Annotated in this window: 24 protein-coding genes and 2 tRNA genes; 16 read left to right on the top strand and 10 right to left on the bottom strand. The window is 65.3% G+C overall.

What is annotated here, in order from left to right; genetic code table 11:
- The first annotated feature begins 33 nt into the window (after positions 1 to 33).
- Entirely contained in the window at positions 34 to 762 is a 729-nt protein-coding gene (locus tag OVO38_RS07005; protein WP_267208075.1) for a 6-carboxyhexanoate--CoA ligase, read from the top strand.
- A complete protein-coding gene (locus tag OVO38_RS07000) occupies positions 759 to 1,988 on the top strand; it encodes an aminotransferase class I/II-fold pyridoxal phosphate-dependent enzyme (RefSeq protein ID WP_267208074.1) in 1,230 nt (409 codons plus the stop codon). Before OVO38_RS07005 ends, OVO38_RS07000 begins: the two co-directional genes overlap by 4 nt.
- On the opposite strand, the gene OVO38_RS06995 is transcribed toward OVO38_RS07000, so the two are convergent.
- The 5 genes from OVO38_RS06995 to OVO38_RS06975 all read right to left on the bottom strand — a co-directional run bounded on the left by OVO38_RS06995 (position 1,973) and on the right by OVO38_RS06975 (position 7,055).
- Positions 1,973 to 2,812 carry an aldo/keto reductase gene (locus tag OVO38_RS06995; protein WP_267208073.1) on the bottom strand — a complete coding sequence of 280 codons (840 nt, stop codon included), beginning with the start codon at positions 2,810 to 2,812 and terminating at the stop codon, positions 1,973 to 1,975. The genes OVO38_RS07000 and OVO38_RS06995 overlap by 16 nt on opposite strands.
- 52 nt (positions 2,813 to 2,864) lie before the next feature.
- Positions 2,865 to 4,328: a cytochrome b/b6 domain-containing protein gene (locus tag OVO38_RS06990; protein WP_267208072.1), complete on the bottom strand. Its 1,464-nt coding sequence runs from the start codon at positions 4,326 to 4,328 to the stop codon at positions 2,865 to 2,867.
- A gap of 7 nt (positions 4,329 to 4,335) precedes the next feature.
- Entirely contained in the window at positions 4,336 to 5,274 is a 939-nt protein-coding gene (locus tag OVO38_RS06985) for an electron transfer flavoprotein subunit alpha/FixB family protein (protein ID WP_095553619.1), read from the bottom strand.
- 13 nt (positions 5,275 to 5,287) lie between these two features.
- Entirely contained in the window at positions 5,288 to 6,067 is a 780-nt protein-coding gene (locus tag OVO38_RS06980; protein ID WP_267208070.1) for an electron transfer flavoprotein subunit beta/FixA family protein, read from the bottom strand.
- Positions 6,068 to 6,155: 88 nt separating this feature from the next.
- Positions 6,156 to 7,055, bottom strand: a complete 900-nt coding sequence (locus OVO38_RS06975) for a DUF1542 domain-containing protein (protein WP_267208069.1) — start codon at positions 7,053 to 7,055, stop codon at positions 6,156 to 6,158.
- A 112-nt stretch (positions 7,056 to 7,167) separates the two neighbouring features.
- Between OVO38_RS06975 and OVO38_RS06970 the strand changes: the two genes are divergently transcribed.
- Positions 7,168 to 7,242 (top strand) — tRNA-Gly (locus OVO38_RS06970).
- Positions 7,243 to 7,280: 38 nt separating this feature from the next.
- On the opposite strand, the gene OVO38_RS06965 is transcribed toward OVO38_RS06970, so the two are convergent.
- The gene (locus tag OVO38_RS06965) at positions 7,281 to 7,736 is read right to left on the bottom strand and encodes a hypothetical protein (protein WP_267208068.1); all 456 of its coding nucleotides are present in this window, start codon (positions 7,734 to 7,736) and stop codon (positions 7,281 to 7,283) included.
- A gap of 168 nt (positions 7,737 to 7,904) precedes the next feature.
- On the opposite strand from OVO38_RS06965, the gene OVO38_RS06960 reads away from it, so the two are divergent.
- From OVO38_RS06960 to OVO38_RS06945, 4 genes are all read left to right on the top strand, one after another.
- Positions 7,905 to 7,978, top strand: a tRNA-Pro gene (locus tag OVO38_RS06960).
- A 79-nt stretch (positions 7,979 to 8,057) separates the two neighbouring features.
- A complete protein-coding gene (tig, locus tag OVO38_RS06955) occupies positions 8,058 to 9,455 on the top strand; it encodes a trigger factor (RefSeq protein WP_095535397.1) in 1,398 nt (465 codons plus the stop codon).
- Between the two features lie 197 nt (positions 9,456 to 9,652).
- The gene (locus tag OVO38_RS06950) at positions 9,653 to 10,243 is read left to right on the top strand and encodes an ATP-dependent Clp protease proteolytic subunit (RefSeq protein ID WP_095275432.1); all 591 of its coding nucleotides are present in this window, start codon (positions 9,653 to 9,655) and stop codon (positions 10,241 to 10,243) included.
- 33 nt (positions 10,244 to 10,276) lie between these two features.
- Complete coding sequence (locus OVO38_RS06945; protein WP_095275433.1) at positions 10,277 to 10,897, top strand: ATP-dependent Clp protease proteolytic subunit; 621 nt, start codon at positions 10,277 to 10,279, stop codon at positions 10,895 to 10,897.
- Positions 10,898 to 10,986: 89 nt separating this feature from the next.
- Here the strand turns inward: OVO38_RS06945 and OVO38_RS06940 are convergent, their stop codons facing one another.
- Both OVO38_RS06940 and OVO38_RS06935 read right to left on the bottom strand, forming a co-directional pair.
- Positions 10,987 to 11,544, bottom strand: coding sequence for a hypothetical protein (locus OVO38_RS06940; protein WP_095553613.1), 558 nt, complete (start codon positions 11,542 to 11,544; stop codon positions 10,987 to 10,989).
- A 51-nt stretch (positions 11,545 to 11,595) separates the two neighbouring features.
- The gene (locus OVO38_RS06935) at positions 11,596 to 12,360 is read right to left on the bottom strand and encodes an alpha/beta fold hydrolase (RefSeq protein ID WP_095547418.1); all 765 of its coding nucleotides are present in this window, start codon (positions 12,358 to 12,360) and stop codon (positions 11,596 to 11,598) included.
- Positions 12,361 to 12,557: 197 nt separating this feature from the next.
- On the opposite strand from OVO38_RS06935, the gene clpX reads away from it, so the two are divergent.
- Complete coding sequence (gene clpX / locus OVO38_RS06930) at positions 12,558 to 13,835, top strand: ATP-dependent Clp protease ATP-binding subunit ClpX (RefSeq protein WP_267208067.1); 1,278 nt, start codon at positions 12,558 to 12,560, stop codon at positions 13,833 to 13,835.
- A 30-nt stretch (positions 13,836 to 13,865) separates the two neighbouring features.
- On the opposite strand, the gene OVO38_RS06925 is transcribed toward clpX, so the two are convergent.
- Positions 13,866 to 14,705 carry a TetR/AcrR family transcriptional regulator gene (locus tag OVO38_RS06925; RefSeq protein WP_095553612.1) on the bottom strand — a complete coding sequence of 280 codons (840 nt, stop codon included), beginning with the start codon at positions 14,703 to 14,705 and terminating at the stop codon, positions 13,866 to 13,868.
- A 288-nt stretch (positions 14,706 to 14,993) separates the two neighbouring features.
- On the opposite strand from OVO38_RS06925, the gene OVO38_RS06920 reads away from it, so the two are divergent.
- From OVO38_RS06920 to OVO38_RS06900, 5 genes are all read left to right on the top strand, one after another.
- On the top strand, positions 14,994 to 15,983 hold the full coding sequence (locus OVO38_RS06920) for a malate dehydrogenase (RefSeq protein ID WP_369825021.1): 990 nt from the start codon (positions 14,994 to 14,996) through the stop codon (positions 15,981 to 15,983).
- Positions 15,984 to 16,005: 22 nt separating this feature from the next.
- Positions 16,006 to 18,747: a valine--tRNA ligase gene (locus OVO38_RS06915; protein WP_267208066.1), complete on the top strand. Its 2,742-nt coding sequence runs from the start codon at positions 16,006 to 16,008 to the stop codon at positions 18,745 to 18,747.
- Between the two features lie 10 nt (positions 18,748 to 18,757).
- Positions 18,758 to 20,455 carry a bifunctional folylpolyglutamate synthase/dihydrofolate synthase gene (locus OVO38_RS06910; protein ID WP_240510487.1) on the top strand — a complete coding sequence of 566 codons (1,698 nt, stop codon included), beginning with the start codon at positions 18,758 to 18,760 and terminating at the stop codon, positions 20,453 to 20,455.
- Between the two features lie 4 nt (positions 20,456 to 20,459).
- Positions 20,460 to 21,329: an ATP-grasp domain-containing protein gene (locus OVO38_RS06905; RefSeq protein WP_186439392.1), complete on the top strand. Its 870-nt coding sequence runs from the start codon at positions 20,460 to 20,462 to the stop codon at positions 21,327 to 21,329.
- A gap of 68 nt (positions 21,330 to 21,397) precedes the next feature.
- Positions 21,398 to 21,877, top strand: a complete 480-nt coding sequence (locus OVO38_RS06900; RefSeq protein WP_144717354.1) for a DUF4233 domain-containing protein — start codon at positions 21,398 to 21,400, stop codon at positions 21,875 to 21,877.
- Here the strand turns inward: OVO38_RS06900 and OVO38_RS06895 are convergent.
- Positions 21,874 to 23,313 (bottom strand): class I adenylate-forming enzyme family protein, encoded by a 1,440-nt coding sequence (locus OVO38_RS06895; RefSeq protein ID WP_158221621.1) that lies wholly within the window; start codon positions 23,311 to 23,313, stop codon positions 21,874 to 21,876. The two genes, OVO38_RS06900 and OVO38_RS06895, sit on opposite strands and share 4 nt — an antisense overlap.
- 28 nt (positions 23,314 to 23,341) lie before the next feature.
- On the opposite strand from OVO38_RS06895, the gene OVO38_RS06890 reads away from it, so the two are divergent.
- From OVO38_RS06890 to OVO38_RS06880, 3 genes are all read left to right on the top strand, one after another.
- Entirely contained in the window at positions 23,342 to 23,665 is a 324-nt protein-coding gene (locus OVO38_RS06890) for a hypothetical protein (protein ID WP_158221620.1), read from the top strand.
- A complete protein-coding gene (gene ndk / locus OVO38_RS06885) occupies positions 23,662 to 24,072 on the top strand; it encodes a nucleoside-diphosphate kinase (RefSeq protein ID WP_095535401.1) in 411 nt (136 codons plus the stop codon). Before OVO38_RS06890 ends, ndk begins: the two co-directional genes overlap by 4 nt.
- Positions 24,073 to 24,267: 195 nt before the next feature.
- Entirely contained in the window at positions 24,268 to 24,864 is a 597-nt protein-coding gene (locus tag OVO38_RS06880) for a TetR/AcrR family transcriptional regulator (protein WP_158221619.1), read from the top strand.
- Positions 24,865 to 24,893: the final 29 nt, after the last annotated feature.

Genomic DNA, 24,893 nt, shown 5'->3' with positions numbered 1-24,893 from the left:
ACACTGTACAAGGCGGCGTGTAGGTTGGGTCACATGACCTACTTTTCGGTGCGCATGCGCGCGAGCTCCAACGGCCGACACATCTCTGGCGCGGAGCGCATCGTGCCCGCAGAGCGCGTGTCGTCCACCTGCGCGCAGCTTGCGCAGCGCGCGCTGGACCACCCCAAGGGCGTGGCGGCCGAAACGCACCTCACGGTGGAAGCACTCGACCCCGAAGCGATCCGGCGCGTCCCCGCGCTCGCCGTGGAGGTGGCGGAGTGCGCCCACCCAGGTGAGGCGCAGCAGGTGATCCGCGCGCTGCTCGCGCCGCTGACCCCGCACGCCGACGCCCTGGTCCGCGGCACGTTCGCTGCACGGGACATGCGCGGCGCCATGCTCGTGTGCGCGGGCACCGGCGCGCGGCTGGAACCCGACCGCGAGCGCGGCGTACGCGTGAGCCACGTGGACGCCGTGGACGCCACCTGCACCACAGTCGCGCCCGGCAAGGACGCCGCCCGCGAGGCGCTCGTCCTCAGCAGCAAGGTCGCCGCGCACCCCGACGTGCTCGCGGAGCTGTGCATCTCCGATGACCCCGACTACACCACCGGCTACGTCGCCCACGCCGGCACGTACACGCGCATCCCCAACATCAAGCCGGCCGGCTCGCCCGCGGGTGCGCGCGCCTTCCTCGTCCGCGAGGGCGCCGACACCGCCGCGCTCATCCGCTACCTGGAGCGAGAACCGGTGTTGGTGCGCGTTCCGTCGCAGGAGGACGCGCAGTGACCCCCGGCCAGCCAACGCGGCCCGAGACGCTTACCGACGTCGCCGCCGCCAACCTCGATGACTGGTGCGCCCGCGGCCTGTGGCGCAGCCCGTCCGTCTTCGCCACCGCCCAGCGCGTCGAGGCGAGCCTCCGGGACGGGGCACACCGCACCGACGCGGTCCTGTTCAGCTCCTCGAACTACTTGGGTCTCGCGGAGGATCCGCGCCTGGCCGACGCCGCCATCGCCGCGATCCGCACCTATGGTGCGGGCTCGGGCGGCTCCCGCCTCACCACCGGTACCAACGAGCTCCACCTGGCCACCGAGGCCGCGTGCGCGCGCCTGACCGGCTACGACGACGCTGTCCTGTTTGCCACCGGCTACCAGGCCAACGTGTCCACCCTCCAAGCCCTCGCTGCCGCGTGCGCGAGCGCGGGCGGCCTCACGATCGTCTCGGACGCGCGCAACCACGCCAGTATCATCGACGGCTGCCGCCTAGCCAAAGCCAGCGGCGCCGAGGTCCGCGTCACCCCGCATCGCGACGTCGGGGCCGTCGCCCGCGCCCTGTCCCAGCGCACGACCGCCCACGCGCTCGTGGTCACCGACGGCCTGTTCTCCATGGACGGCGTCTGCGCGCCGCTGCCCGCACTGCTCGAGGTCTGCCGGGAACACGGCGCCTGGAGCATGCTTGACGACGCCCACGCCATCGGCACCATCGGCGCCACCGGCCGCGGCCTACCCGAGTACTTCGGTGTGCGCCCCGACATCCAGCTCATGACCGCCAGCAAGGCGCTCGGGGCGGAGGGCGCAGCCGTCGCACCCAGCGCGCCGGTTGCCCAACTCCTGCGCCAGCAGGCGCGCTCCTTCGTCTTTTCCACCTCACCGGCGCCGGCGACCTGCGCGGCGATCACCGCCGCGGTCGAGGTCCTCGAATCCGATCCCAAGCCGGTGCAGCGCCTGCACGCCAATATCGCCCGCTGGTACGCCAACCGCGGCGAAGGCGCGATCGATCCCGCGGGCGCCGGCCCCATCATCCCGGTCCACGTGGGCGAGGAGGACGCCGCGATGCGGGCGTCTGCTCAGCTGCTCGAGCGCGGGTTTATCGTGCCCGCCATCCGTTGGCCCACCGTGGCCCGCGGGCAGGCGATCCTGCGCGTTACCCTTATGGCGACGCACACGCCAGCGCAGATCGACGCCCTGTGCGCCGAGCTCGCGGCGCTGGGAATTGAAGGCTACATGTCCGCGTAGTGCGCGGGGTGCGGCCCGAATCGGCCGAACTCCTCCTCGTCAAGCGCAATCATGGCGGCCATCTCGTCGTGGCTGAGCTCGAAGTTGAAGATGTCCAGGTTCTCCGCCATGCGCTCCGGCGAGTTGGTCTTGGGGAAGACGATCACCCGGTTCTGCAGGTGCCAGCGCAGCACCACCTGGGCGGGCGTCTTCCCGTGCGCCTCGGCGGCGTCGGTGATCTCCGGGTAGTCGGAAAGGTCCAGGTTGCCGCCGCCCAGCGGCGCCCACCCCTCGATGGCCACCCCGTGTACCCGCATCGCGTCGAGCTCCTTCCACCGCTGGAACAGCGGGTGCAGCTCGACCTGGTTGACCGCCGGGGTGACGTCGGTGGCCATCTCGAGGTCGTGGATGTGGCTGGGGAGGAAGTTCGAGACGCCGATTGAGGTGGTCAACCCTTGCTCGCGCAGCTGGACCATGGATCTCCACGCGTCCACGTAGGCGCCCTCCGAGGGGACCGGCCAGTGGATCAGGTACAGGTCCACGTGGTCCAACCCCAGGCGCTCGAGGGACTCGGACAGCGCCGCGTCGGCGTCGCGGTGCCGGTCGTTCCACAGTTTCGTGGTCACGTACAGCTCGTCGCGGGGCACGCCGGAGGCGGCAATAGCGCGGCCAACGCCCTCCTCGTTGTGGTAGATGAAGGCGGTGTCCAGGTGCCTGTACCCGGCCTCGAGCGCGGCGAGGGTGAGTTCCTCAGCGCGGGCCGGGTCGACGCGGTGCAGCCCGTAGCCGAGTTGGGGGATCAGGGTGCCGTCGTTGAGCTTGAGCTCGGGAATCGTTTCCGTCATGGCCGACATCGTAGTCGGGCGGGGTGACGGGGGCGTCGATAAGCGAATGCCCCTAGCGCTGCGTCACGTTGCCGGTGCGTGCCGCGATGGGCGCGACGAACATCGGCCGGGCGAGCGCCCAACCGCCCGCGATGACCGCGATGGCGATGACGAAGAGGATCGTGCCCGTCCACCCGGTCGGGTCGTCGGTGGCGGCGAACATCGCGTTGAGGTTGCCGCGCACGCCCGTGGTGAATACGAGCGCGACGTGGATGATCACGAACAGGACGAAGAACAGCATGGTGGGGAAGTGGAGCGCGCGAGCCACGCGCATGGAAATGAAGTTCCACTGCCTCGGCCACAGCGGGCTCATGCGCGCACCCGAGATGATCGCCAGCGGCGACGCCACGAACACCACCAGGAAGTACGACAGCTCCTGCAGGGAATTGTAGAACACCCACGGGTTCTCGTTCGGCCAATCCAGGCTCAGGTATTGGATACCCGCCGACACCGCGTTGGGGAAGGTCTCCCAGCTCGTGGGTACGATTCGCATCCACTGGCCGGTGGCAAAAAGCAGGACGTAGAAGATCACGCCCAGCACAATCCACGCCAGATCCAGCACGATGTGCAGCCACAGGTTCACCGAAATCTTCTCGCGCGGCCTGCTCCGCGGCGCCCAGTACGCCTCCGGCTTCTTCTCGCGACGCTGCGTCAGACCAGTCTTGATGATCATGGCCATGAGGAACATGTTGAAGAAGTGCGACCACGTCAGCCACGCGGGGAAGCCCTCCGGCGCGCTTTCCGGCAGCGGCTGCGCGCCGCTGTAGCGCGCAATGAAGTCCGCGCCCGTGTCCGTCCCGACGAACCAGCGCGCAGCCAGCACCCCAATCGCCGCAAGCACAACAAGGATACCGCCCCACAGCCAGGGTTTAGTGCTGTGCGGAGTGCTTTTCGACGCCTCCGTGCCACCCCCCGCACGCTTCGCCGTCGACCCGGCGGCAGCGACAGGAGTTGCGGGTGTGGCAGGTGTTGCGGGTGCCGCCGGGGTGACGTGCGCTGCCGACTCTGTCGACTCTGCCGGCGCTGCCGGCTCTTTGGCCGCAGAATTATCCGCGTCCGGTGCAGGTGCTTCCGCCTGTGCCGGGACCTGGGCGGTTTCCGCTGCGGGCCAGGGTTGGCCGCCCGGGGTGCGGGGCAGGCCGCGGCGCAACGGAACGGTGACGTACTCTGCGGCCGCAGAGTGATCCGCCTCCGGTGCCGGTGCTTCCGCTTGTGCGGAAATCTTCGGTGCTGGGACCTGGGCGGTTTCCGCTGCGGGCCAGGGTTGGCCGCCCGGGGTGCGGGGCAGACCGCGTCGCAGCGGGACGGTGACGTACTCTGCGGCCGCAGAGTGAGCTGGGTTCGGTGCCGGGTCTTCCGCCTGTGCGGAATGTGTCGACGCGCCGCCCTTGGGCTCCGGCACCTCCGCAACTTCCACCGGCGGCCACGGTGCCCCGCCGGAAACGCGGGGCAGGCCCTGACGTACGGGTACCTGCATAGAGCGCCTACTTCCTGGACTCGATCTCGGAGATGATCTCGGGCACCACATCGAAGAGGTCGCCGATAATGCCAAAGTCGGCGATCTCAAAGATGGGGGCGTCTTCGTCATTGTTGATGGCAACGATGGTGCCGGAGGTCTGCATGCCCACCAGGTGCTGCACGGCGCCGGAGATGCCCACGCCGATGTACAGCTTCGGGGACACCAGCACACCGGTCTGACCGATCTGCGCCTCGTAGGGGACTTGGTCCTCGTCCACCGCGGAGCGGGTCGCGCCGACGGCGGCGCCCAGGGCGTCCGCGAGGCCGCCGACGAGCTCCTCGAACATGTCGGCGTCGCCAAGCGAGACGCCGCCGGCGACGACCTTGTCCGCCGTGGTCAGCTCCGGGCGGGAGGAGGTGCGCTCCACCGGGGTCGACTCGACGACCTCAGCGACGCGGCGCTCGCGTGCGTCACCGGTGACCTCGATGACCTCCGCGTTCGTGGCTGCCGCGCGCGTGTCGACGCTGCCCAGACGCAGCGTGACCACCGGCGCGGAGTGGGTGGCGGCAGCGACGGCGGTGAACGCGCCGCCGTAGTTGGAGTGGTCGGTGACGATGCCCTGGTCGTCGCGCCGGACGTTCGTAGCGTCGGTGAGCAGCGCGCGTCCGGCGCGGATGGCCACGCGGGCGGCCAGGTCGCGGCCGCGCACGTCGTGGGCGGTGAGAATAGCCTGGGGGTTGAACGTATCGATGGCGGCCACGGTGGCGTCGATAAGCGAAAGCTCCGAGGTCGCGACCTTGGTCGCCCCGAGACCGCCGAGGGCGTCGGCGTGGTCGGCGCTGCGGGCGAGGACAACCGGGGCGCCGAGCGTGCTAGCAGCGCCGATGAGCTCTGCGGCTGCGGGGTCGGGCTGGCCGTCGAGCGTGTCGGGCAGGACGACGAGAACCGGATCTGTGGTGGTCATGGTGGGCTCCTAACTAGATAAGGTTCTGAGACTCGAGGAAATCGACCAGCTTGGCGGCGGACGAGCTCGACGCGTCGATGATCTCACCCTGCTCGCGCGGCGGGCGGCGGTCAATACTCACCATGATGGCGCGGGCCGGAGTGTAATCCTCGGCGTCAACCCCAAGGTCATCGAGCGTGAGCGTGGTGAGCTCCTTCTTCTTCGCCGCCATGAGGCCCTTGAAGTTGGGGAAGCGCGCGTCCGCGAACTCGTCGGAAACCGCGAGAACTGCGGGCAGCTGCGCGCGCAGCGTCGACGTCGCGTGATCGCCCGCCTGCGTCGCGGTGACGGTGTCACCGTCCACATCGAGCGAGGTGAGATTGGTCAGCGCGGGCCAGTTCAGCAGCTCGCCCAGCATCGGGGCGATCACACCCGAGCCGCCGTCCGAGCTCATCGTGCCCGCAACGACGAGGTCGTAGTCACCGCGCTCGATCAGCTTTGCCAGCACCGTCGCCGTCATCGTCGTGTCCGCGCCGACGAGGCGGTCATCCGTCACCATCGTCGCTTCCTGCGCGCCCATCGCGATCCCCCGGCGCACGGACTCCGCCGCCTGTGCGGGACCGACCGAAAGGACCTCGACCTGAACGTCGTCTTTCCCCAGCTTCTCCGCAATGCGCAGCGCGGCCTCCACCGCGCGCTCGCCAACCTCGTCGGCGGCGACGTCCCCCGAGCGGTCGGTGAGACCGGTCTCCAGGTTCATGTCGCGGTCGCTGTAGGTGTCCGGGACTTCTTTCAGCAACACTGCAATGCGCACTGCGGCTCCTTATATATAGGGCGGTTGAACGTCAAGCAGTTTATCGCACACAGCTCACTGGTCGGGCAGGGCTTTGGCTATCTGCGTGTTAGTCCCCGCCACCGCCGTCGCCGCCCCCGTCACCGCCGTCTCCGCCGAAGAAGCCGCCGAACCAGCCGCCCCCGCCACTGTCGCCGTCACTTCCGTCGTCGCCGCGCCCCCGGTTGTCGTCGACGTCGAACCGGCCGCCCCTGCTTTCGTTGTCAAAGGTGGCGTTGCCGGAGGATGGGGTGCTCGACCAGTCGTCACTGCCACCTCCGCTGCCTCCGCTGCCAGATGCGGACTCCATCTTCTTGCGGGGATCTTCCTCGGCCTCCGCGTACACGGAGGAGGAGAGTGCCGCAGCACCCGCGGCCCACGTGCCCGCGACGAGCGCCTGCTTCCACCACGGATCGGAGTACCAGCCGGCCGGCACCGGGCGACCCGCGACCGCGCCGCCGGGGTAGAAGTGCGGAGTGCTTACCGACGGCGTGGGTGATGCCAGCAGCGTCGGCCCGTCCTCCTGCCGGATCATCCGTTCTTCGCCCACTCTCCCCGCCTCGAGTTGGCCCCGGAGCTTCGGGAGGGGCGACTCCGTCGCCATGCCCATGATCTCGCGTGCGGCGTTGAGGTAGTGCATGCCCTCCAGCGCCGCGTTGCGGGCGGCGCGCACCTCGTCAGGTGCTTGGGCGTACGCGAGTGCTTTTTGCGCCGCGTCGTGTCGCTCGTTTGCGTCCGCCAGCGCCTGCCGGGACGCCTCGTCCTTGCCCGTGAGTCCCGGCAACTGCGTGCCGAGGTGGTCCGTCCAGCGTTTTGCATCGGACTCGGCGGTGTCGAAAAGCACGCGCTCGCGCGGGTCGTCGCCACTGCGGTTCACGATGAAGGCGCACAGCGCGATGCCGACGATCAAGAAAACAAACGGCCACAACACGAACGTCACATCCTTGGGGAGGTCGAGGTTTGTTTCCACCGAGAGTATGTGCGCCGGGATGATCGCGCAGCAGCGTATGCGGCGCGGGTTTGGTTTCGCTGAGGCCCTGCGCTACACTTTCCACAGCGATTTCGCGCTGATTTCGCGTTATGGGAATGTCGTATAGTGGCTAATACCTCAGCCTTCCAAGCTGAAGACGCGGGTTCGATTCCCGTCATTCCCTCCACTTTCTCCCGGTAAAACCGGTAGTGCGGGACGCCGCCCTCAACGCTCGAGCACCCTCACCTCGCGTTGGTCAATCCCGGAAGATGATCCGGAATATTCTACCTTTTCCACGTGTGTGCGTAGCTCCGCGCCCGGGTCGAGCTCGGTCCCAGACTCAATTCCGTTTCCGCAGGCGTTGATCTCTTCCGGCTCGAACCATTCGACGGAGGAGCTTCCATCCGTAAAGATGAGCCCGATGCCGGTGTGGGTTTCCCATGCGCTCGGGTTGCGGTTGATGCTGAAGAAGTCTTGCTCGTCAAAGCCGAGCGCCGCGGCCTGCGACGCGTCGTGGTAAGGGCACCACGCGAACGCCCGATCGACGGTTTTGCCGGTCGACTCGTGGGCGACGTCTGCGAGGGTGAATGGGTCGTCGTGAAGCAGGTGCTCCCGCAGGTCCTGGCTGGGCGCGCATGCAGCGAGGGGGAGTAGTGCAAAGAGCGCGACAGTGCGTTTCATGGCTACCTCCTTGTTGTTTTGCCATAGTAATTGCTTGTCGACGCCACCGCACTCGGTTTAACGGGGCCTTAATTCCATATCGCGTACGCTGCACGCTACAATTGCTTGGCGTGAGTTGGTAGGGTGCCCCACCATCCTGCTTTACCGCAGCTCATGCCGTAAAAATTGCGGGGCGTGGCGCAGCTTGGTAGCGCACCTGCTTTGGGAGCAGGGGGTCGCAGGTTCAAATCCTGTCGCCCCGACAAGAGCAAGCCCGCTCCTCGTGAGCGGGCTTGCTGCACATACGAATCTTTTTCAATCAACTAGTACAGGAGTTACTTCGTGAAGACTTCCGTCGATAAGCTCAGTGAGACTCGCGTCAAGCTGAACGTGAGCGTCCCCTTCGACGAGCTCGGTAAGGAAATTGACCAGGCTTACAAGTCCATTGCACAGCAGGTCAACATCCCGGGCTTCCGTCGTGGCAAGGCTCCGCGCCAGCTTATCGACGCGCGCTTTGGCCGCGGCCCCATCCTCGAGCAGGTTGTCAACGACATGGTGCCGCAGCGCTACGAGCAGGCCATCGCGGAGAACGAGCTGACCCCGCTGGCCCAGCCGGAGCTGGAGATCACCAAGATCGAGGACAACGACGTTGTCGAGTTCACCGCTGAGGTTGACGTCCGCCCGGAGATCACCGTGCCGGACTTCTCCAAGATCGCTGTGACCGTCCCGGCCATCAAGGTCGACGACGAGGCCGTCGAGGCAGAGCTGGACAACCTGCGCTCCCGCTTCGGCGAGCTCAAGGACACCAAGCGCAAGATGAAGACCGATGACTTTGCCATCATCGACCTCGAGGCAACCGTCAACGGCGAGAAGCTCGAGGACGCTTCCTCCGAGGGCCTGACCTACCAGATCGGCAGCGACGACCTGGTCAAGGGCCTGGACACCGCGCTGCGCGGCATGAAGACCGGCGAGGACGCCGAGTTCACCGCCACCATCGAGCAGGGCGAGCACAAGGGTGAGGAGGCCACCTTCAAGGTCCACGTCCAGCAGTCCAAGGAGCGCAAGCTCCCCGAGCTTGACGACGATTTCGTGCAGGAAGCTTCCGCATACGACACCGTCGACGAGCTGCGCGAGGCTACCAAGTCCCAGCTGGAAGAGGACACCAAGACGAAGCAGGCTGCGGACATCCGCGACGAGGTCCTCAAGGCCGCGCTCTCCGAGTCCACCTTCGAGCTGCCGGACTCCGTTGTTGAGGAGCAGGCGCACAACCAGCTGCACCAGCTGCTCGGCCAGATGGCGCACGACGAGAACGCGCTGGCTCAGCTGCTCGAGGCACAGGGCACCACCCGCGAGGAGTTTGACAAGCAGACCCGCGAGCAGGCAGAGGAGTCTGTGCGCACCCAGCTGTTCCTCGACGCCGTCGCTGAGGAGGAAAAGCCGGAGGTCTCCCAGGAGGAGCTCACCGACCACATCCTGTTCACCGCGCAGTCCTACGGCATGGACCCGAACCAGTTCGTGGCCCAGCTGCAGCAGTCCGGTCAAATTGGCAACCTGTTCGCAGACGTGCGTCGCGGCAAGGCCCTCGCCGCAGCCATCTGCCGCACCTCCGTTACCGACGAGGACGGCAACACCATCGACCCGAACGAGTACTTCGGTGAGATCGAGGATGAGGACGAGGCTGCAGAGTCCACTGAAGCTGCAGAGTCCAACGAGTCCGCTGAGGCGACCGAAGAGAAGTAAGTGGTCACGGGGGCGTCGATACGCTGCCCCTGCCCAGTGAAGCCACTGCCCCACGTGCGGGCGGTGGCTTTTTTCGTGCGCGGGCGGCGCGAATCGGAGGCGCGTACGCCGGTAGCGAACAGGGTCCACATTGCGCGCGGCCCCGAGTAGGGTAGGGGCATTGACTCAACGGAAACGAAGGATTAAAGGAGCGTCATATGACATCCCCAGCTAACGGCATGAACCTCGGAGACTCCGTCTACGAGCGCCTGCTGCGTGAACGCATCATCTTCCTCGGTCAGCAGGTTGATGATGAGATTGCGAACAAGCTTTGCGCGCAGATCCTGCTGCTGTCCGCGGAGGACCCCACGCGCGACATTTCGCTGTACATTAACTCTCCCGGCGGCTCCGTGACGGCCGGCATGGCGATCTATGACACGATGAAGTACGCGCCGTGCGACGTGGCTACGTACGGCATGGGCCTCGCCGCGTCGATGGGCCAGTTCCTGCTCTCCGGCGGGACGAAGGGCAAGCGCTACGCGCTGCCGCACGCGCGCATCATGATGCACCAGCCGTCCGCAGGCGTCGGCGGCACCGCGGCGGACATTGCGATCCAGGCGGAGCAGTTCGCGCAGACCAAGCGTGAGATGGCTGAGCTCATCGCCGAGCACACCGGCCAGACCTTCGAGCAGATCACCAAGGACTCGGACCGTGACCGCTGGTTCACCGCCCAGCAGGCGTTGGAGTACGGCATCGTCGACCACGTCATTGAGAACGTTGCGCAGACCGACGGCCCAGTTGGTAACTAACCCGGAACACCCTCAACGCAAAGGACTGAACTTATGACTTTCCAGATGCCGAACTCCCGCTACGTCCTGCCGCAGTTCCTGGAGGAAACCTCCTTTGGTACCAAGCAGATCGACCCGTACGGCAAGCTCTTTGAAGAGCGCATCGTCTTCCTGGGCACCCAGGTGGATGATACCTCCGCCAACGACATCATGGCGCAGCTGCTGGTCCTCGAGTCGCAGGACCCGGACCGCGACATCACCATGTACATCAACTCGCCGGGCGGCTCGTTCACCGCACTGATGGCGATTTACGACACGATGCAGTACGTCCGCCCCGATGTGCAGACCGTCTGCCTCGGGCAGGCCGCGTCCGCAGCTGCCGTGATCCTCGCCGCCGGTGCCCCGGGAAAGCGCGCTGCGCTGCCCAACTCCCGCGTGCTCATCCACCAGCCGGCCACCCAGGGCACCCAGGGGCAGGTCTCTGACCTGGAGATCCAGGCCAACGAGATCGAGCGCATGCGCCGCCTCATGGAGGACACGCTGGCCCGCCACACGGGCCGCACCGCGGAGCAGGTCCGCGAGGACACCGACCGCGACAAGATCCTCACCGCCCAGGAATCGGTGGAATACGGGATCATCGACCAGGTCTTTGACTACCGCAAGCTCAACGCCTAACGCTTCGCGCGGGTGCTTCCCGCGCTGCACACAACAACGCCACCCGGCAGTGAACCGGGTGGCGTTGTTTGCGCGCGGACTATCCTGTATTACGCACAGAACGGCACAGCGTTCTTCACGGCCTCAGGCGCTTGCGCAAACGGCTCGCGGGCCCAGCACACGCCGTTCTCGTTCGACCCAGTCGGGTCCACGCTGGTCCAGGTGCCGCCGTCGGAAGTCCAGAAGTACTCCTGCTCGTTTTCAGGCGTGATGGTGCGCGCCCAGGTGCCGTCGCAGAACGTGCTGTACTCCTGGTTGCCGCTGCCCTCGCCCTGCGCCGGCCACGCGCACCCATTCGAGCCGTCATCCACCGGCACCGTCTCAGTGATCACCTGCTCTTCCACCTCGTCCTTTGCAGCTCGGCGGGTGCTGGTCTTGCGCGTGCTCGTGGACTTCTCGGAGGTCTTCTTCGTCGAGGTCTTCTTTTCCGAGCTGGACTTTTCAGAGGTCTTCGACGAGCTCGTCGACGACGCCGTCGTGCTCGTCGCGGGGAAGTCGATCACCGGCTCCGCCAGGCGAGCTTCGTCGCCCTCGGAAGACGAGCAACCCGCCAATACCGTTGCAGCAACGAGCGCTGCGAGAACAGACTGGGTACGGTTGCGTTTCACGAGCAGATCCTTTCCGGCGACGATGAACGCTACTAGCGTAGCCGATGCGGCCTAGAGAAACGCGGTCAAGGCCCGGTTGAATTCCTCGGGACGCTCGATGCCAACTTGGTGCGAACCAGGGTCGATCACCACCGACGTCATCGGCCCCGCGACACCGCGCGCGATCTTCTCCAACTCTGCGGGAGGCGTTGACGGGTCCTGTGCTCCGGCGATCGTTAGCACCGGGCAGGTGATCTCGCCCAGCCGGTCGGCGAAGTCCCACTTGGCCAGGGCATCGCCGTTTTGCGCGTAGCCTTCACCGTCGATGCCGGACACCATGTCATGGATACGCTGCACCTCGTCCGGGTGCGATTCCCGGAAAGCGTCGGTGAACCAGTTGCCCATCATCCCGTCAGCCAGCGCCGCTGTGCCCTGCTCGCGGGAGAGAGCGGTGCGCTCGGACCACTTGTCTTGCCCACCAAGGTAGGTGGCGGTGCACGCGAACACGGCCTTGTCCACGCGGCCGCTGGTGGCGGCAATGTACTGCGCCAGCGCCCCGCCGAGCGAAAGTCCGACGATGCTGAAGCGGTCCACGCCCGCCTCGTCGAGGGCGTGGAGGATGTCGGACGCGAGGTCGTCGATAAGCGATGCCCCGGGCGCAACCCGAGCCTTGTCGGACTTGCCGTGACCGCGGTGATCCACGGTGACGACATGGAAGGCACCCTCGAGGGCGGGGATTTGTTTGGACCAGGCCTCGTGCGTCGTGGCGATGGAGCTGAGCAGCACCACTGTCGGGCGAGTCGGATCCCCGTGTTCGGTGACGTGAAGGTGAGTCATTGTCTGCGTCCTTTCCGCTGAAATGCAGGTCCGGCAACCATTGTTGCGCAAAACGGGAACCAGCGTGGGCGTGCGCCCGTTGGTTTGACGTAGGAACTACACTTGAAACCTAACCTTTTGGTCAGTCTGTGGCGGGGGCACGTATATTGCACGGAAAGACCGCACGGCGATTGCACGAACGGGAGTAAATAGCGCACATGGCAGCAACACACGACGGATCGGATCTGCTCAAGTGCTCGTTTTGCGGAAAGAGCCAGAAGCAGGTCCGCAAGCTCATCGCAGGTGGCGGTGTGTACATCTGCGATGAGTGCATTGAACTGTGCAACGAGATCATCGAAGAGGAGCTCGCGAGCTCGCAGCAGGGGCAGGCTGGTGACCCGGAGCGGCTCCCGCGGCCGTCCGAAATCACGGCGTTTTTGGATCAGTACGTTATTGGGCAAGACCAGGCAAAGCGGACGCTCGCTGTCGCGGTGTACAACCACTACAAGCGCATCAAGGCAGAGTCGCTTGCATCGACGGCGCGCCGCCGCGAGGAGGACGTGGAGATTTCCAAGTCCAACATTCTTCTGCTCGGCCCGACCGGCTCCGGTAAGACGTACCTTGCGCAAACGCTGGCGCGAATGCTCAACGTCCCGTTTGCTATCGCGGACGCGACGAGCCTCACCGAAGCCGGGTACGTGGGCGAGGACGTGGAGAACATCCTGCTGAAGCTGCTGCAGGCGGCGGACTTTGATGTCAACCGCGCGCAGACCGGGATCATCTACGTTGACGAGGTGGACAAGATCTCGCGCAAGTCGGAGAACCCGTCGATCACGCGCGACGTCTCCGGCGAGGGCGTGCAGCAGGCGCTGCTGAAGATCCTGGAGGGCACGGTCGCGTCGGTCCCGCCGCAGGGCGGGCGCAAGCACCCGAATCAGGAATTCATTCAGCTTGATACCACGAACATCCTGTTCATCGTGGCCGGCGCTTTCGCCGGTCTGGACAAGGTCATCGCGGAGCGTGTGGGCAAGAAGGGGATCGGTTTCGGCGCAGAGATCGACTCGAAGGCGGAGCGCGACGAGGCTAACCTACTTTCCCAGGTGCAGCCGGCCGACCTGGTGAAGTTTGGACTGATCCCCGAGTTCATCGGCCGTCTGCCGGTGCTGGCAAGCGTGGAGGACCTGGACCGCGACGCCATGGTGCGTGTGCTCACGGAGCCGAAGAACTCCCTAGTGAAGCAGTATCAGCGCCTGTTCGCTATGGACGGTGCCGAGCTTGAGCTGGATGGCGAGGCGCTCGGGCTCATTGCAGACAAGGCGGCGGAACGCAAGACCGGCGCTCGCGGGCTGCGCGGGATCATGGAGGAGTTGTTGGTGCCCATCATGTACGACCTCCCCGACCGTGAGGGCGTGAACCGCGTGGTCATCTCCGCGGACGTGGTGCGGGGCGAGGCCGAGCCGCAGTACCTGACGGACGAAGAGCAGCGCTCGGCCTAAGTGCGCCGTGTGCCCCGGCCGCAGCGCGCGTTAGTAAATACGCGTTTCCGGGTCGCCCAGGTAACCGGCGCTCACACCCGCGATGGTGTGGACTTCGGGTAACTCCGCCGCGTCCGCCGCAGGCGTCGGTTCCAAGTAGCTGTCGTACCCGGACGGGGAAATGTTGGTGGTCAGGAACGCGATGACCGCGTCGATGACCATCCTGCGCAGGCCAGTGTTGTTGCGCTCGGAGCGAAAGTTTATGCTGCGCAGCCCCTCCGAGACGTCGCCCAAGGCAGTGGGGAAGAAGCTGAGCGAGACGAGCAACACCAGTACGTCGTCGGCCGAGATTCCGGGGCGGAACGCGCCCGAGTCCTGGCCGATGAGCAGGAGGCGCTCCAGGTGCAGCGCGACGGTGTCGGTGCGCTGGGTGAGTACCGACGTGGTGCCGTCAAGCACCGGGTCCAACTCCTCGCGCAGCAGGATGCCTGCGGAATCGGGGTTATTCTTGACGGCCGTGTAGAGCGCGTCGATGAACTTGCGCATCCCCTCGACAGGTACAGCGTAGGAGCGATTCAGCACGTGCTCGGGTGGGGTGAGGCGCTCGAGGGCGCGCAGCGTCGCCCGCGTATACAGCCCTTTTTTGTCCCCGAAGTTGTAGTGGATCTTGCGCTTGGACATGCCGGATTCCTTGGCAATCGCGTCCAGCTTTGTGTCGTGAAACCCGTCCGCGGAAAACATTCGCAGCGCGGTATCGACGACCGCGTCCAGCGAATCGGAAGATGCGGCGCCGGAGTCGGCCCTCGCTTCACCCGTATGTAAGGTCTGGGCAGCCCCGTCAATTGCGTCAACTGCGTCAGCCGCGTCACTGCTCTTGTGCTGTTGCGTCACAGGGTCTCCTTCGGGTCATGCAGGGCGGGCAGGGGTCGGTGCGCGTCAACGCCAAGGTCATACGTTTCCATCGTGCACCACATGCGCCCCCGATGTCTCCATTCGAAGCGAAAACCACAGAAGCTAGCCAAAGTTGTGCCCAAATGGGGGGAGCAGCGCGAGAACCCACCGGCGTCGCGTTTCTATACTCGTCGGGTATGCGATCGCGTCGTCTGCATCATGAGGGTCATCGCAGGGCCATTTCAGACGGCGAGCAAGCAGTCGAGCACACATCCGAGCCAAGGAGTCATGATGACGAAATCCCCGGTACAGCCCGTCAACGTTGTGGTCACTGGAGCCGCAGGCAACATTGCTTACTCGCTGCTCTGGCGTGTCGCCTCCGGCGACGTCTTTGGCAAGGACCAGCCGGTCAACCTCACGCTGCTGGAGATCCCCGCTGCCGTGCGCGCCGCGGAGGGGACCGCGATGGAACTCGCCGATTCTGCACTCCCGCTGCTCAACACCATCACTGTCGCTGACAACGCGGCCAAGGCATTCGAGGGAGCGAACGCGGCGTTCCTGGTCGGCGCCAAGCCGCGCGGAAAGGGCGAGTCTCGCGCCGACATGCTCGCGGCCAACGGCAAGATTTTCATCGAGCAGGGCAAGGCGCTGAACGACGCCGCGGCGCAGGACATCCGCGTCCTCGTCGTCGGCAACCCCGCCAACACTAACGCCTACATCGCTTCGAAGTCGGCCCCGGACATTCCCGACGATCGCTTCAATGCGATGATGCGCTTGGACCACAACCGCGCGCTGTCCATGCTGGCACAGCACCTCGACGTGCCCTCCACCGCGCTCGAGCGGTTGGTGGTGTGGGGCAACCACGCAGACACGCAGTTCCCAGACATCACCTACGCCACCGTGAACGGCGAGCCGCTGGCCAACAAGGTGGACCGGGACTGGTACGTCGACGAGTTCATCCCGCGCGTGGCCAAGCGCGGCGGCGAGATCATCGAGGTGCGCGGGAAGTCCTCCGCGGCGTCGGCGGCGTCTGCCGCCGTGGACCACATGCGGGACTGGGTGCAGGGGACCGATGGGCGTTGGGTGACGGTGGCGCAGGCGTCGACAAGCGAATACGGCGTCGACGCTGGCCTGGTCTTCGGCGTGCCGGCAGTGGGGACCGGCGGGACGTGGGAGCCCGTCGCAGGGCTGGAGGTGAGCGACTTCCAGCGCGAGCGCATCCAGGCGAACGTGGACGCGCTCAGGCAGGAAGCCGAAGTGGCTGACGCGCTGTTCTGAGCGGGGGCTATGATGGGCAACCGTGAGTGAAGCGACGAATGATTTAGTAGGCAAGAACCGCGCGGACGCCCTTCCCAAGAGCTGGGAACCGCAGGACCACGAGTCCACGCTGTACGAGAAGTGGGTGGACAAGGGCTACTTCACGGCGGACCCCGCATCCGACAAGCCCGCCTACTCCATCATGCTGCCGCCGCCGAACGTGACCGGCCAGCTGCACATGGGCCATGCGCTCGACCACACGCTGATGGATTCCCTCGTGCGCCGCAAGCGCATGCAAGGCTACGAGGTGCTGTGGCTGCCCGGCATGGACCACGCCGGCATTGCTACGCAGACCAAGGTGGAGGCGAAGCTCAAGGCCGAGGAGGGCAAGGACCGCTACGACTACGGCCGCGAAGAGTTCATCGAGCGCGTCTGGGAGTGGAAGCAGCAGTACGGCGGCACGATCACCACGCAGATGCGGGCGATCGGCGATTCGGTCGACTGGTCGCGGGAGCGCTTTACGCTGGATGATGGGCTGTCCAAGGCGGTGCAGACCATCTTCAAGCAGCTGTACGACCAGGGCATGGTGTACCGCGACTACCGCCTGGTGAACTGGTCGCCGGTGCTCGAGACCGCGGTGTCGGACATTGAGGTGGTGTACAAGGACGTCGAGGGCGAGTTCGTCTCTATCCGGTACGGCTCGCTTGACGACGATGCGCCGCACCTCGTCGTGGCCACCACCCGTGTCGAAACTATGCTGGGTGACGTGGCGATCGCCGTCCACCCGGACGACGAGCGTTACGCGCACCTCATCGGCGAGGAGTTCGACCACCCGCTGCGCGACGACCTCACGGTCAAGGTCATCGCCGACGACTACGTGGATATGGAGCTGGGCACGGGCGCGGTGAAGATCACGCCGGCGCACGACCCGAACGATTACGAGATGGGCCTGCGCCACAACCTGGACATGCCGATCATCATGGATGAGCAGGCCCGCATTGCCAACACTGGCACCCGCTTCGACGGTTTGAGCCGCGAGGAAGCGCGCGTCGCCGTGCGCGAGGCGCTCGCGGAGCAGGGCCGCATTGTCAAGGAGATCCGCCCCTACATGCACTCCGTGGGCCACTCGGAGCGCTCCGGCGAGCCGATCGAGCCGCGCCTGTCGCTGCAGTGGTTTGTCAAGGTGGATGAGATGGCTAAGATGTCCGGCGACGCCGTGCGCAACGGCGACACGGTGATCCACCCGCAGTCGATGGAGAAGCGCTACTTCGACTGGGTAGACAACATGCACGACTGGACCATCTCGCGCCAGCTGTGGTGGGGGCACCGCATCCCGATCTGGTACGGGCCGGAAGACGAAAACGGCGAGCGCGACGTGGTGTGCGTCGGCCCCGACGAGGAACCGCCCGCCGGCTACGAGCAGGACCCGGACGTGTTGGATACCTGGTTCTCCTCCGCGCTGTGGCCGTTCTCCACGATGGGCTGGCCGGAGAAGACGCCTGAGCTGGACAAGTTCTACCCGACCTCCGTGCTCGTCACCGCGTACGACATTCTGTTCTTCTGGGTGGCGCGCATGATGATGTTTGGCACCTTCGCCGGCAAATTCACCCCGGAAATCCTCGGCGAGGGCAAGGGCGGCCGACCGCAGGTGCCCTTCACGGACCTCTACCTGCACGGCCTGGTGCGCGACGAAAAGGGCCGCAAGATGTCCAAGTCCCTGGGCAACGGCATCGACCCGATGGACTGGGTCGGCCGCTTCGGTGCGGATGCGCTGCGCTTCGCCCTGGCCCGCGGCGCGAACCCGGGCGTGGACCTGCCCATCGGCGACGACCACGCCGTGGCCGCCCGCAATTTTGCCACCAAGCTGTACAACGCCACGAAGTTCGCGCTGATGAACGGCGCCGGTGTCGGTGAGCTGCCGCAACGCCAAGCGCTTACCGACGCCGACCGCTGGATCCTCGACCGCGCCGAGGAGCTTCGCAAGCGCGTCAACGCCTACCTGGACGACTACCAGTTTGCCAAGGCCAACGAGGCGCTCTACCACTTCGCCTGGGACGAGCTGTGCGACTGGTACCTCGAGATTGCCAAGACCCAGATCCCGCGTACTGATGCTGACGCGTCAGCGGAAGAGCAGCAACGGGGCCGCACAACCCAGATCGTGCTGGGCCGTGTCCTCGACGTGGTCCTGCGCCTGCTGCACCCGACCATGCCGTTTATTACCGAGGTCCTGTGGACTGCGCTGACCGGTGAGGAGACCGTAACCACGGCTGCGTGGCCGACCGCAGACGACACCAACGGTGGTGTGGAGACGGACCTCGACGCGCGCCGTCGCGTCGAGGACTCCATCAAGCTCATCACCGAGCTGCGCCGTTTCCGCGCCGACCAGGGGGTGAAGCCGTCACAGAAGGTGCCGGCGCGCTTGGACTTCGCGTCCGCGGATCTGGCTGGCCAGGAGGACATGGTGCGCCAGATCGCTCGAGTAGAGGCGCCGGGTGAGGACTTTGCTGCGTCGGCAAGCATCGAGATGCGCCTGAGCCAGGTCAACCTCGACGTGGCGCTGGATACCTCCGGCACGGTCGACGTGGCTGCCGAGCGCAAGCGCCTGGAGAAGGAGCTCGCCGCCGCGCAGAAAGAGCTGGACACCACCGGTGCGAAGCTGTCCAACGAGCAGTTCCTGACCAACGCGCCGGAGCAGGTCGTGGAAAAGATCAAGGTGCGGCAGAAGGTTGCGCAAGAGGAATTCGAGCGCGTGACCGCGCGACTGGAAACGCTGCCGGAGAAGTAGACTGGCTCGCATGAGCGAGCAGTACGACCACAGCGACAACACCACCCACGGCGACGAGCAGGAACGTGACGAGCTCACGCCGGTGCGTGAGCGCGACACGGAGTTCGGCCGTATCTCCATGACGGACAGTGGCATGACGCTGAATCTGGGTGGTACTCGGGATCTGGGTGATACTCGGGCCGCCGACAGCGTCGAGCCCGACGGGTCTCCGGAAGGCTCGGAGAACGACGAGCTTGCGCGCCTCGCTGGGCTGGTGGGGATGCGCGTTGGGCAGCTGGCGAGCGACGACGGCGAGCCGATCAGTCGGGTTCCTGAGTACTCCGGGGATAGCGCTGCACTCACGCGGGTCAGCGAGAAGCTTGATGCTCGCGCCGGTGCTGCCGACCCGAACCCGAGCCTTGACCGCGTTGCCGCATTGATGGATTTACTCGGTTCGCCCGAGCACACGCTGAAGGTGATCCAGGTCGCGGGCACGAATGGGAAGACGTCGACCGCGCGGATGACCGAGTCGTTGCTGCGCGCACTGGGACACCGCGTGGGGCTGTTCACCAGCCCTGAGCTCACGCGGGTGACCGAGACGATGCTCATCGACGGCGCCGAGATCGCGCCGGAACGCTTCGCGGAAATCTTTGACGAGCTCGAGCCCTTCGTGGAAATGGTCGACGCGCAGTTTGCCACCCCGCTGAGCCGCTTTGAGGTGCTCGTAGCCATGGCGTTCGTGGCGTTTGCGGACGCGCCCGTCGACGTCGCCGTCCTGGAGGTCGGCATGGGCGGGACCTGGGACGCGACGAATGTGGTGGACGCCGATGTCGCCGTGATTACCCCGATCGGGCTTGACCACCAAGCGTTCCTTGGCCAGACCATTGCCGCGATCGCGGCACAGAAGGCCGGGATTATTAAGCCCCGCGAGGCGGACGCGTTGAGCGCGTTGAGCCCGGCGGAAAACATTGCGGTGGTCGCCGAGCAGGAGCCGGACGCAATGCACGCGATTCTCGAGCGTGCGGTGGACACAGAGGCAATCGTTGCTCGGAGCGGCAGCGAGTTCTCGGTAGGGAAGTCCACGGTTGCCGTCGGCGGCCAACAGCTCACGCTGCGCGGACTCGGTGGAGAGTACGACGGCATCTTCCTCCCACTCGCGGGCGCCCACCAGGCGGCGAATGCGTCGCTTGCGCTCGCCGCGGTGGAGGCGTTCTTCGGCGTGACCCGCGAGCACCCGCTTGATGCCGACGCCGTTCGCGCGGGATTTGACCAGGTGACGGTCCCGGGGCGGATTGAGCGGTTTGGTAAGGACCCGGTCGTGCTTATCGACGCCGCCCATAATCCCCACGGCGCCCGCACCCTCGCCTCCGCACTCGAGCGGGACTTCAACTACACGGGTCTGATCGGCGTGGTGTCGATTTTTGGGGACAAAGACGCACGCCAGATGCTGACAGCGCTGGAGCCCGAGCTGCGCGAGGTAGTGATTACTCAGAACTCATCCCCACGTGCGATGGACGTCGACGAGCTGGCGGAGGTGGCGTACGACGTGTTCGGTGATGACCGCGTTCGGATCGAGGCGCATCTGCCGGCGGCGGTGGAACTGGCGCGCGAGGTCGCCGAAGAGTCTGGCGAAGACGGCATGGGCGTGTTGGTCACCGGGTCCATCGCCACCGCCGGTGATGCCCGCACCTACCTCACTGCGCTGGACGCGCAGGAGCCCGAGGCGTAGTGCGGTGGGCTGCGACGCTGCCTGGCTGGTGACCAACCGCTGGCTGCACTGGGACAAGTTTGAGTGGCAGTTCGGCGCTCTTGCGCGTGCGGCCGGCGCGGTCGGGCTTGATTTGCGGCGAGTGAGTAGCGATGAGGTTGTCGCCGCGATGGGCACCGGTCCGCTGCCGCGCGTCGCGCTTATCCAGGACAAAGACGTTGCCGTCGTCGCACAGCTCGAAGCGCTGGGGGTGCGCACCATCAACACCGCGACCGCGATCGCTGCGTGCGATAACAAGGCGTACACGCACGCGGTGCTTTCGCACGCCGGCATTGCGCACCCGTGTACGTTGACTGCGCCGCTGGCGTACCGGAACTTATCGGCCGCGGAATGGGAGGAGAGCGAATTTCTCGCTGCCGTAGACCTTCAGTTGGGCTACCCGGTCGTGGCGAAACGTGCAATCGGCTCGTGGGGGCAGGGGGTCGAGCTGATCCACGCCCCCGCGGAGCTGGTCGCGTTCCTCCGCGCCGCTCATCCTGCGCCCGTGATCGTGGAGGAATACATCGCTGAATCCCACGGCCACGACGCCCGCATCTTCATGGTTGGTGAGACCCCAGTTGCTGCGATGCAAAGGTTCGGCCAGGGAGGTGACTTCCGCGCCAACGTGACCGGTGGCGGTCGCGCGGTGCCGTGGGATCCGCCCGCGGACTTCGTGGACACTGCACGCACAGCGATGGGCGCGCTCGGCCTGGATATTGGCTCGGTCGATTTCCTCCATGCGTCCAGTCCGCTTGTCGGCGAGGTGAACTCGAACGCCCAATTTGCCTCCCTCACGGAGGTGACGGGAATCGACGTCGCCGCTCGAGTAATTGAGTACTGCGTCCAGGCGCGTTGATCGAAGCGCTTGTCGACGCCACCGCGCACCAGTTATGGCCCAACCGTTCTCAGCGATACGATGAGGGCATGGCTGACCAGAACAACACCCGGCGCTCGCGCCGCGGCGCGCGTCGCGAGCCGGATATGAGCCCCCTCGGCCCGGGCAAGGCCCCGGTCAAAGACCCGATGACAGGCCTGACCGGCGTACTTTCCGGCACGCTCGTGATGGAAGCGATCACGATCTTCCTCATCCTCACCGTGATTCTCAAGGTTGAGAACGGGGAGCTCTGGACCACGTTTAACTGGGTCTACGTCACCGTCATCGGCCTCGCGCACGTGGTCGTTGCGTTCTTCCAGAAGAAGCCGGTGATGCTGTGGGTGGACCTGGCGCTCCAGATTCCGCTCATCTTCGGGTTTTTCATCCACTGGTCCGTCACTGCCGTCGGCATCACGTTCGGCGTGGTGTGGTTCTTCATCATCAAGCTGCGCTCGGAGATGCTGCAGCGTATGCGCGCCGGGTACCTAGTTACCCAGCACCTGGGCACTGCAGAAGACCCGGCGCGCTAGTCTGCGTGCGGCAGGTCGCGCAGCTGGGTGCGGAGGATTTTCCCGGCTGCGCTACGGGGGATCTCTTCGACAAAATCTACGACGCGCACCTTCTTGTACGGCGCGACCCGGTCAGCCACGAACCGCATGACACCGTCGGCTGTGAGGCGGGCAGACGTGGCTGCCGGTGAGGGTGCGGGCACGACGAAGGCGCGGGGGACCTCGGTGCCATTGAGCACAAAGGGGGTGACGGCGGCGTCGACAATTGCTTCATGCTCGAGCAGCGTGGCCTCCAGCTCGGCCGGAGCGATCTGGTAGCCCTTGTATTTGATCGTGTCTTTGGCGCGTCCGATGATGTAGAGCTCGCCGTGCGTTCCCACGCGCGCGAGGTCCCCGGTTTGAAACCATTCACCGATCGGCTCTTGCCCGAGGTAGCCGCGCATGAGCTGTGGCCCGGCGACGGATAATTCACCGTCGGAACCGATGCGGAAGCGGGTATCGGGGAGCGGGAACCCCACCGAGTCCGGAGGCGTTTCGCCGCGCACGCCAACAAAGGTGACCGGCGACGTCTCGGTCATTCCGTACCCCTGGATCACGCTCGCGCCCAGTCGCGACTCCACCGTTCGTGCCACCGTGGGGTCGAGTCGATCCGCGCCGCTGATGATCAGTTCGAGTGCGTTGAAGGCATCGGCCGGGGCGGTCTCGAGGACGCGCGCGAGCGGCGGGGCGATGAATGTGAGCTGCACGGCGAAATCGCGGTGCGCGCTCACAAAGCGCTCCGGATCAAAGCGCTGCATCGTGAGCACGTGATGCCCCAGCATGAGCGGGGTGAGCAGCAGCGCGGTCAAGCCATAGATGTGTGAGAAGGGCAGCGGCGACATCGTTGGGGTGTGAGTACCCACCCCACTTCGTGCAATCGCTGCAGCAAACTGGGTCATGTTTGCGCTTACCGACGCCCCCGTCAACCCCACCGCCTTCTGCATCCCCGTGGTGCCCGACGAGTACGGAACGAAGGCGAGCTCTTGTGCATTCGCAGCACTGACTGCGGGCGTGTGGTTAGCAGCGTCGCGGCGTGGCCAACCGGCGGGAGTCGTGCCGCGTATCAGCGCTTGCGCCTGCTCCATCCGGATGAGGCCGAGTTGTGGGTCTGCGCCGGCGAGCTCGGCGAGATGTCTCGCTTCATGGTTGCGAAGTAGCGGGCCGATCAGACTGGACGCTGCACCCGCCTGGGCGATGCCGAGGATCACGGCCGCAAACTCCACCGAGTTTGGGAGTTGGACCGCGATGACGGGGGAGGGTGATGTTGTGGCGTGGGCCAGTACGCGCGAGACGTTGTTAGCGAGTGTGCGGAGCTCGCGGTAGGTCACCGTCGTGCCCGTGGACAGGTCTGTCAACGCGGGTGCGTCAGGAAGGCCTTGGCTAAGCGCGAGCTCATGGAGCGGAACATGCTGGTACATCCCCCTAAATCTTAGTAGCTTGGAGGGCATGCGATTCTTCCTGCTGGTGCTTGCTGCGGTGATGTCGCTTGTCGCCGTTGGTGCGTCGTTGTTTGCGTGGCCGAGTTGGGTCGGCGCCGCTGCGATCGTGATCGCGGGCGGTGCTTTGGCATGTGCGCTGTACATGAAGTATCAGGACATGGGTGCCCCGGATCTTTCGCTTGACCCGGAACAGCGTACGACAATTATGCGGATGATCCGTGAGGGAAATGAAGATGGTGCGGTTCGGCAGGTGCAGTTGTGGAAACGTGACGCGACGCCCGCAGATGCATCGCGCATCGTGCGAGAGGTTTCGGTAGAGTCTGGTCCATGACCGAACGTACTTTGATTCTTATTAAGCCGGACGGCGTTGCCCACGGGCACGTCGGTGAAATCATTTCCCGCATCGAGCGCAAGGGCTTGAAGTTGGTGGAGATGGATCTGCGTACCGCGGACCGCGAGACCGCCGAGAAGCACTACGAAGAGCACAAGGATAAGCCGTTCTTCGGTGACCTCGTAGACTTCATCACCTCTGCGCCGCTGGTTGCTGGCATCGTTGAGGGCGAGTCTGCGATCGCTGCCTGGCGCCAGCTGGCAGGCGGCACCCACCCGGTGGAGAAGGCGACCCCGGGTACCATCCGTGGCGACTTCGCGCTGACCGTCGGTGAGAACGTGGTGCACGGTTCCGATTCCCCGGAATCTGCAGAGCGTGAGATCGCCATCTGGTTCCCCAACAAGTAACCAACCACACCAAACTTTCGACAACGCTACCCCCGGAAGAGCGCATCCTGGGGTAGCGTTTTTCTATGCTTTCCTGGGCAAAACTCGTAAATCATTCAGATGATTTATTGCGACTCAATACATATGTCACAATGCATAGGAAAGCGTCACGCTGCGATGAGTCCATCGTATGCTTTATCGGAGAAAGGCTCGGAGATGGTCAACGACAAGCCAGAGCAAGAACGTGCAAAAGCGAAGCGCGCGTCTATTGAAAAGGCCACGATTGATCTTCTCCTGCAGGAGGGAATGTCCTCAGTCACTCATCGGCACGTGGCCGCGCGTGCTGGGGTGCCGGTTGGCTCGATTGGTTACTACTACGAGAGCCGTGAGAAGCTCATCCAGACGTGCTTTGAGCGATTCCACGCCGTACAGGCGGCGATCCTTGAGGAGGCGCTGAAGGACCCCAAGATTCGAGAAGATCGGCGTGAGCTCGCTGCAGCGACGCTGGATCTTGTGACCTGTGGGCACCGAGACTGGGTGCGCGGGATTATTTCCGCAACCGTCGATGCCGAGCGCGAGGCACCCGCGTTGCAGGAGATGGTCAAAGAGCAGTTTTACGAGGCAGTCAACGCCATCGACGCACTGCTCAAGTACGCGGGCGTTACCAACGCGGACGGCGAAGCAATTCTCGGAGCAATTGTTGGGTCATCCCTTGTTGTTGCGGGTTGGGATAAACCAGTCGTCGAAACAACTATTGGCGGAGTTGTGCGCTTCCTCGAGCTTGCGGAGGGGCCGCAGAGCGAGAACCACTAGCGGTTGGTCAAGAGGACTGACCGTGGACA

This window comes from Corynebacterium sp. Marseille-P8863 (assembly GCF_946902955.1).
GTDB classification, from domain to species: domain Bacteria; phylum Actinomycetota; class Actinomycetes; order Mycobacteriales; family Mycobacteriaceae; genus Corynebacterium; species Corynebacterium gottingense.
Note: the sequence above shows the minus strand (reverse complement) of the source record. Positions and strands in the feature narration are given on the sequence as shown.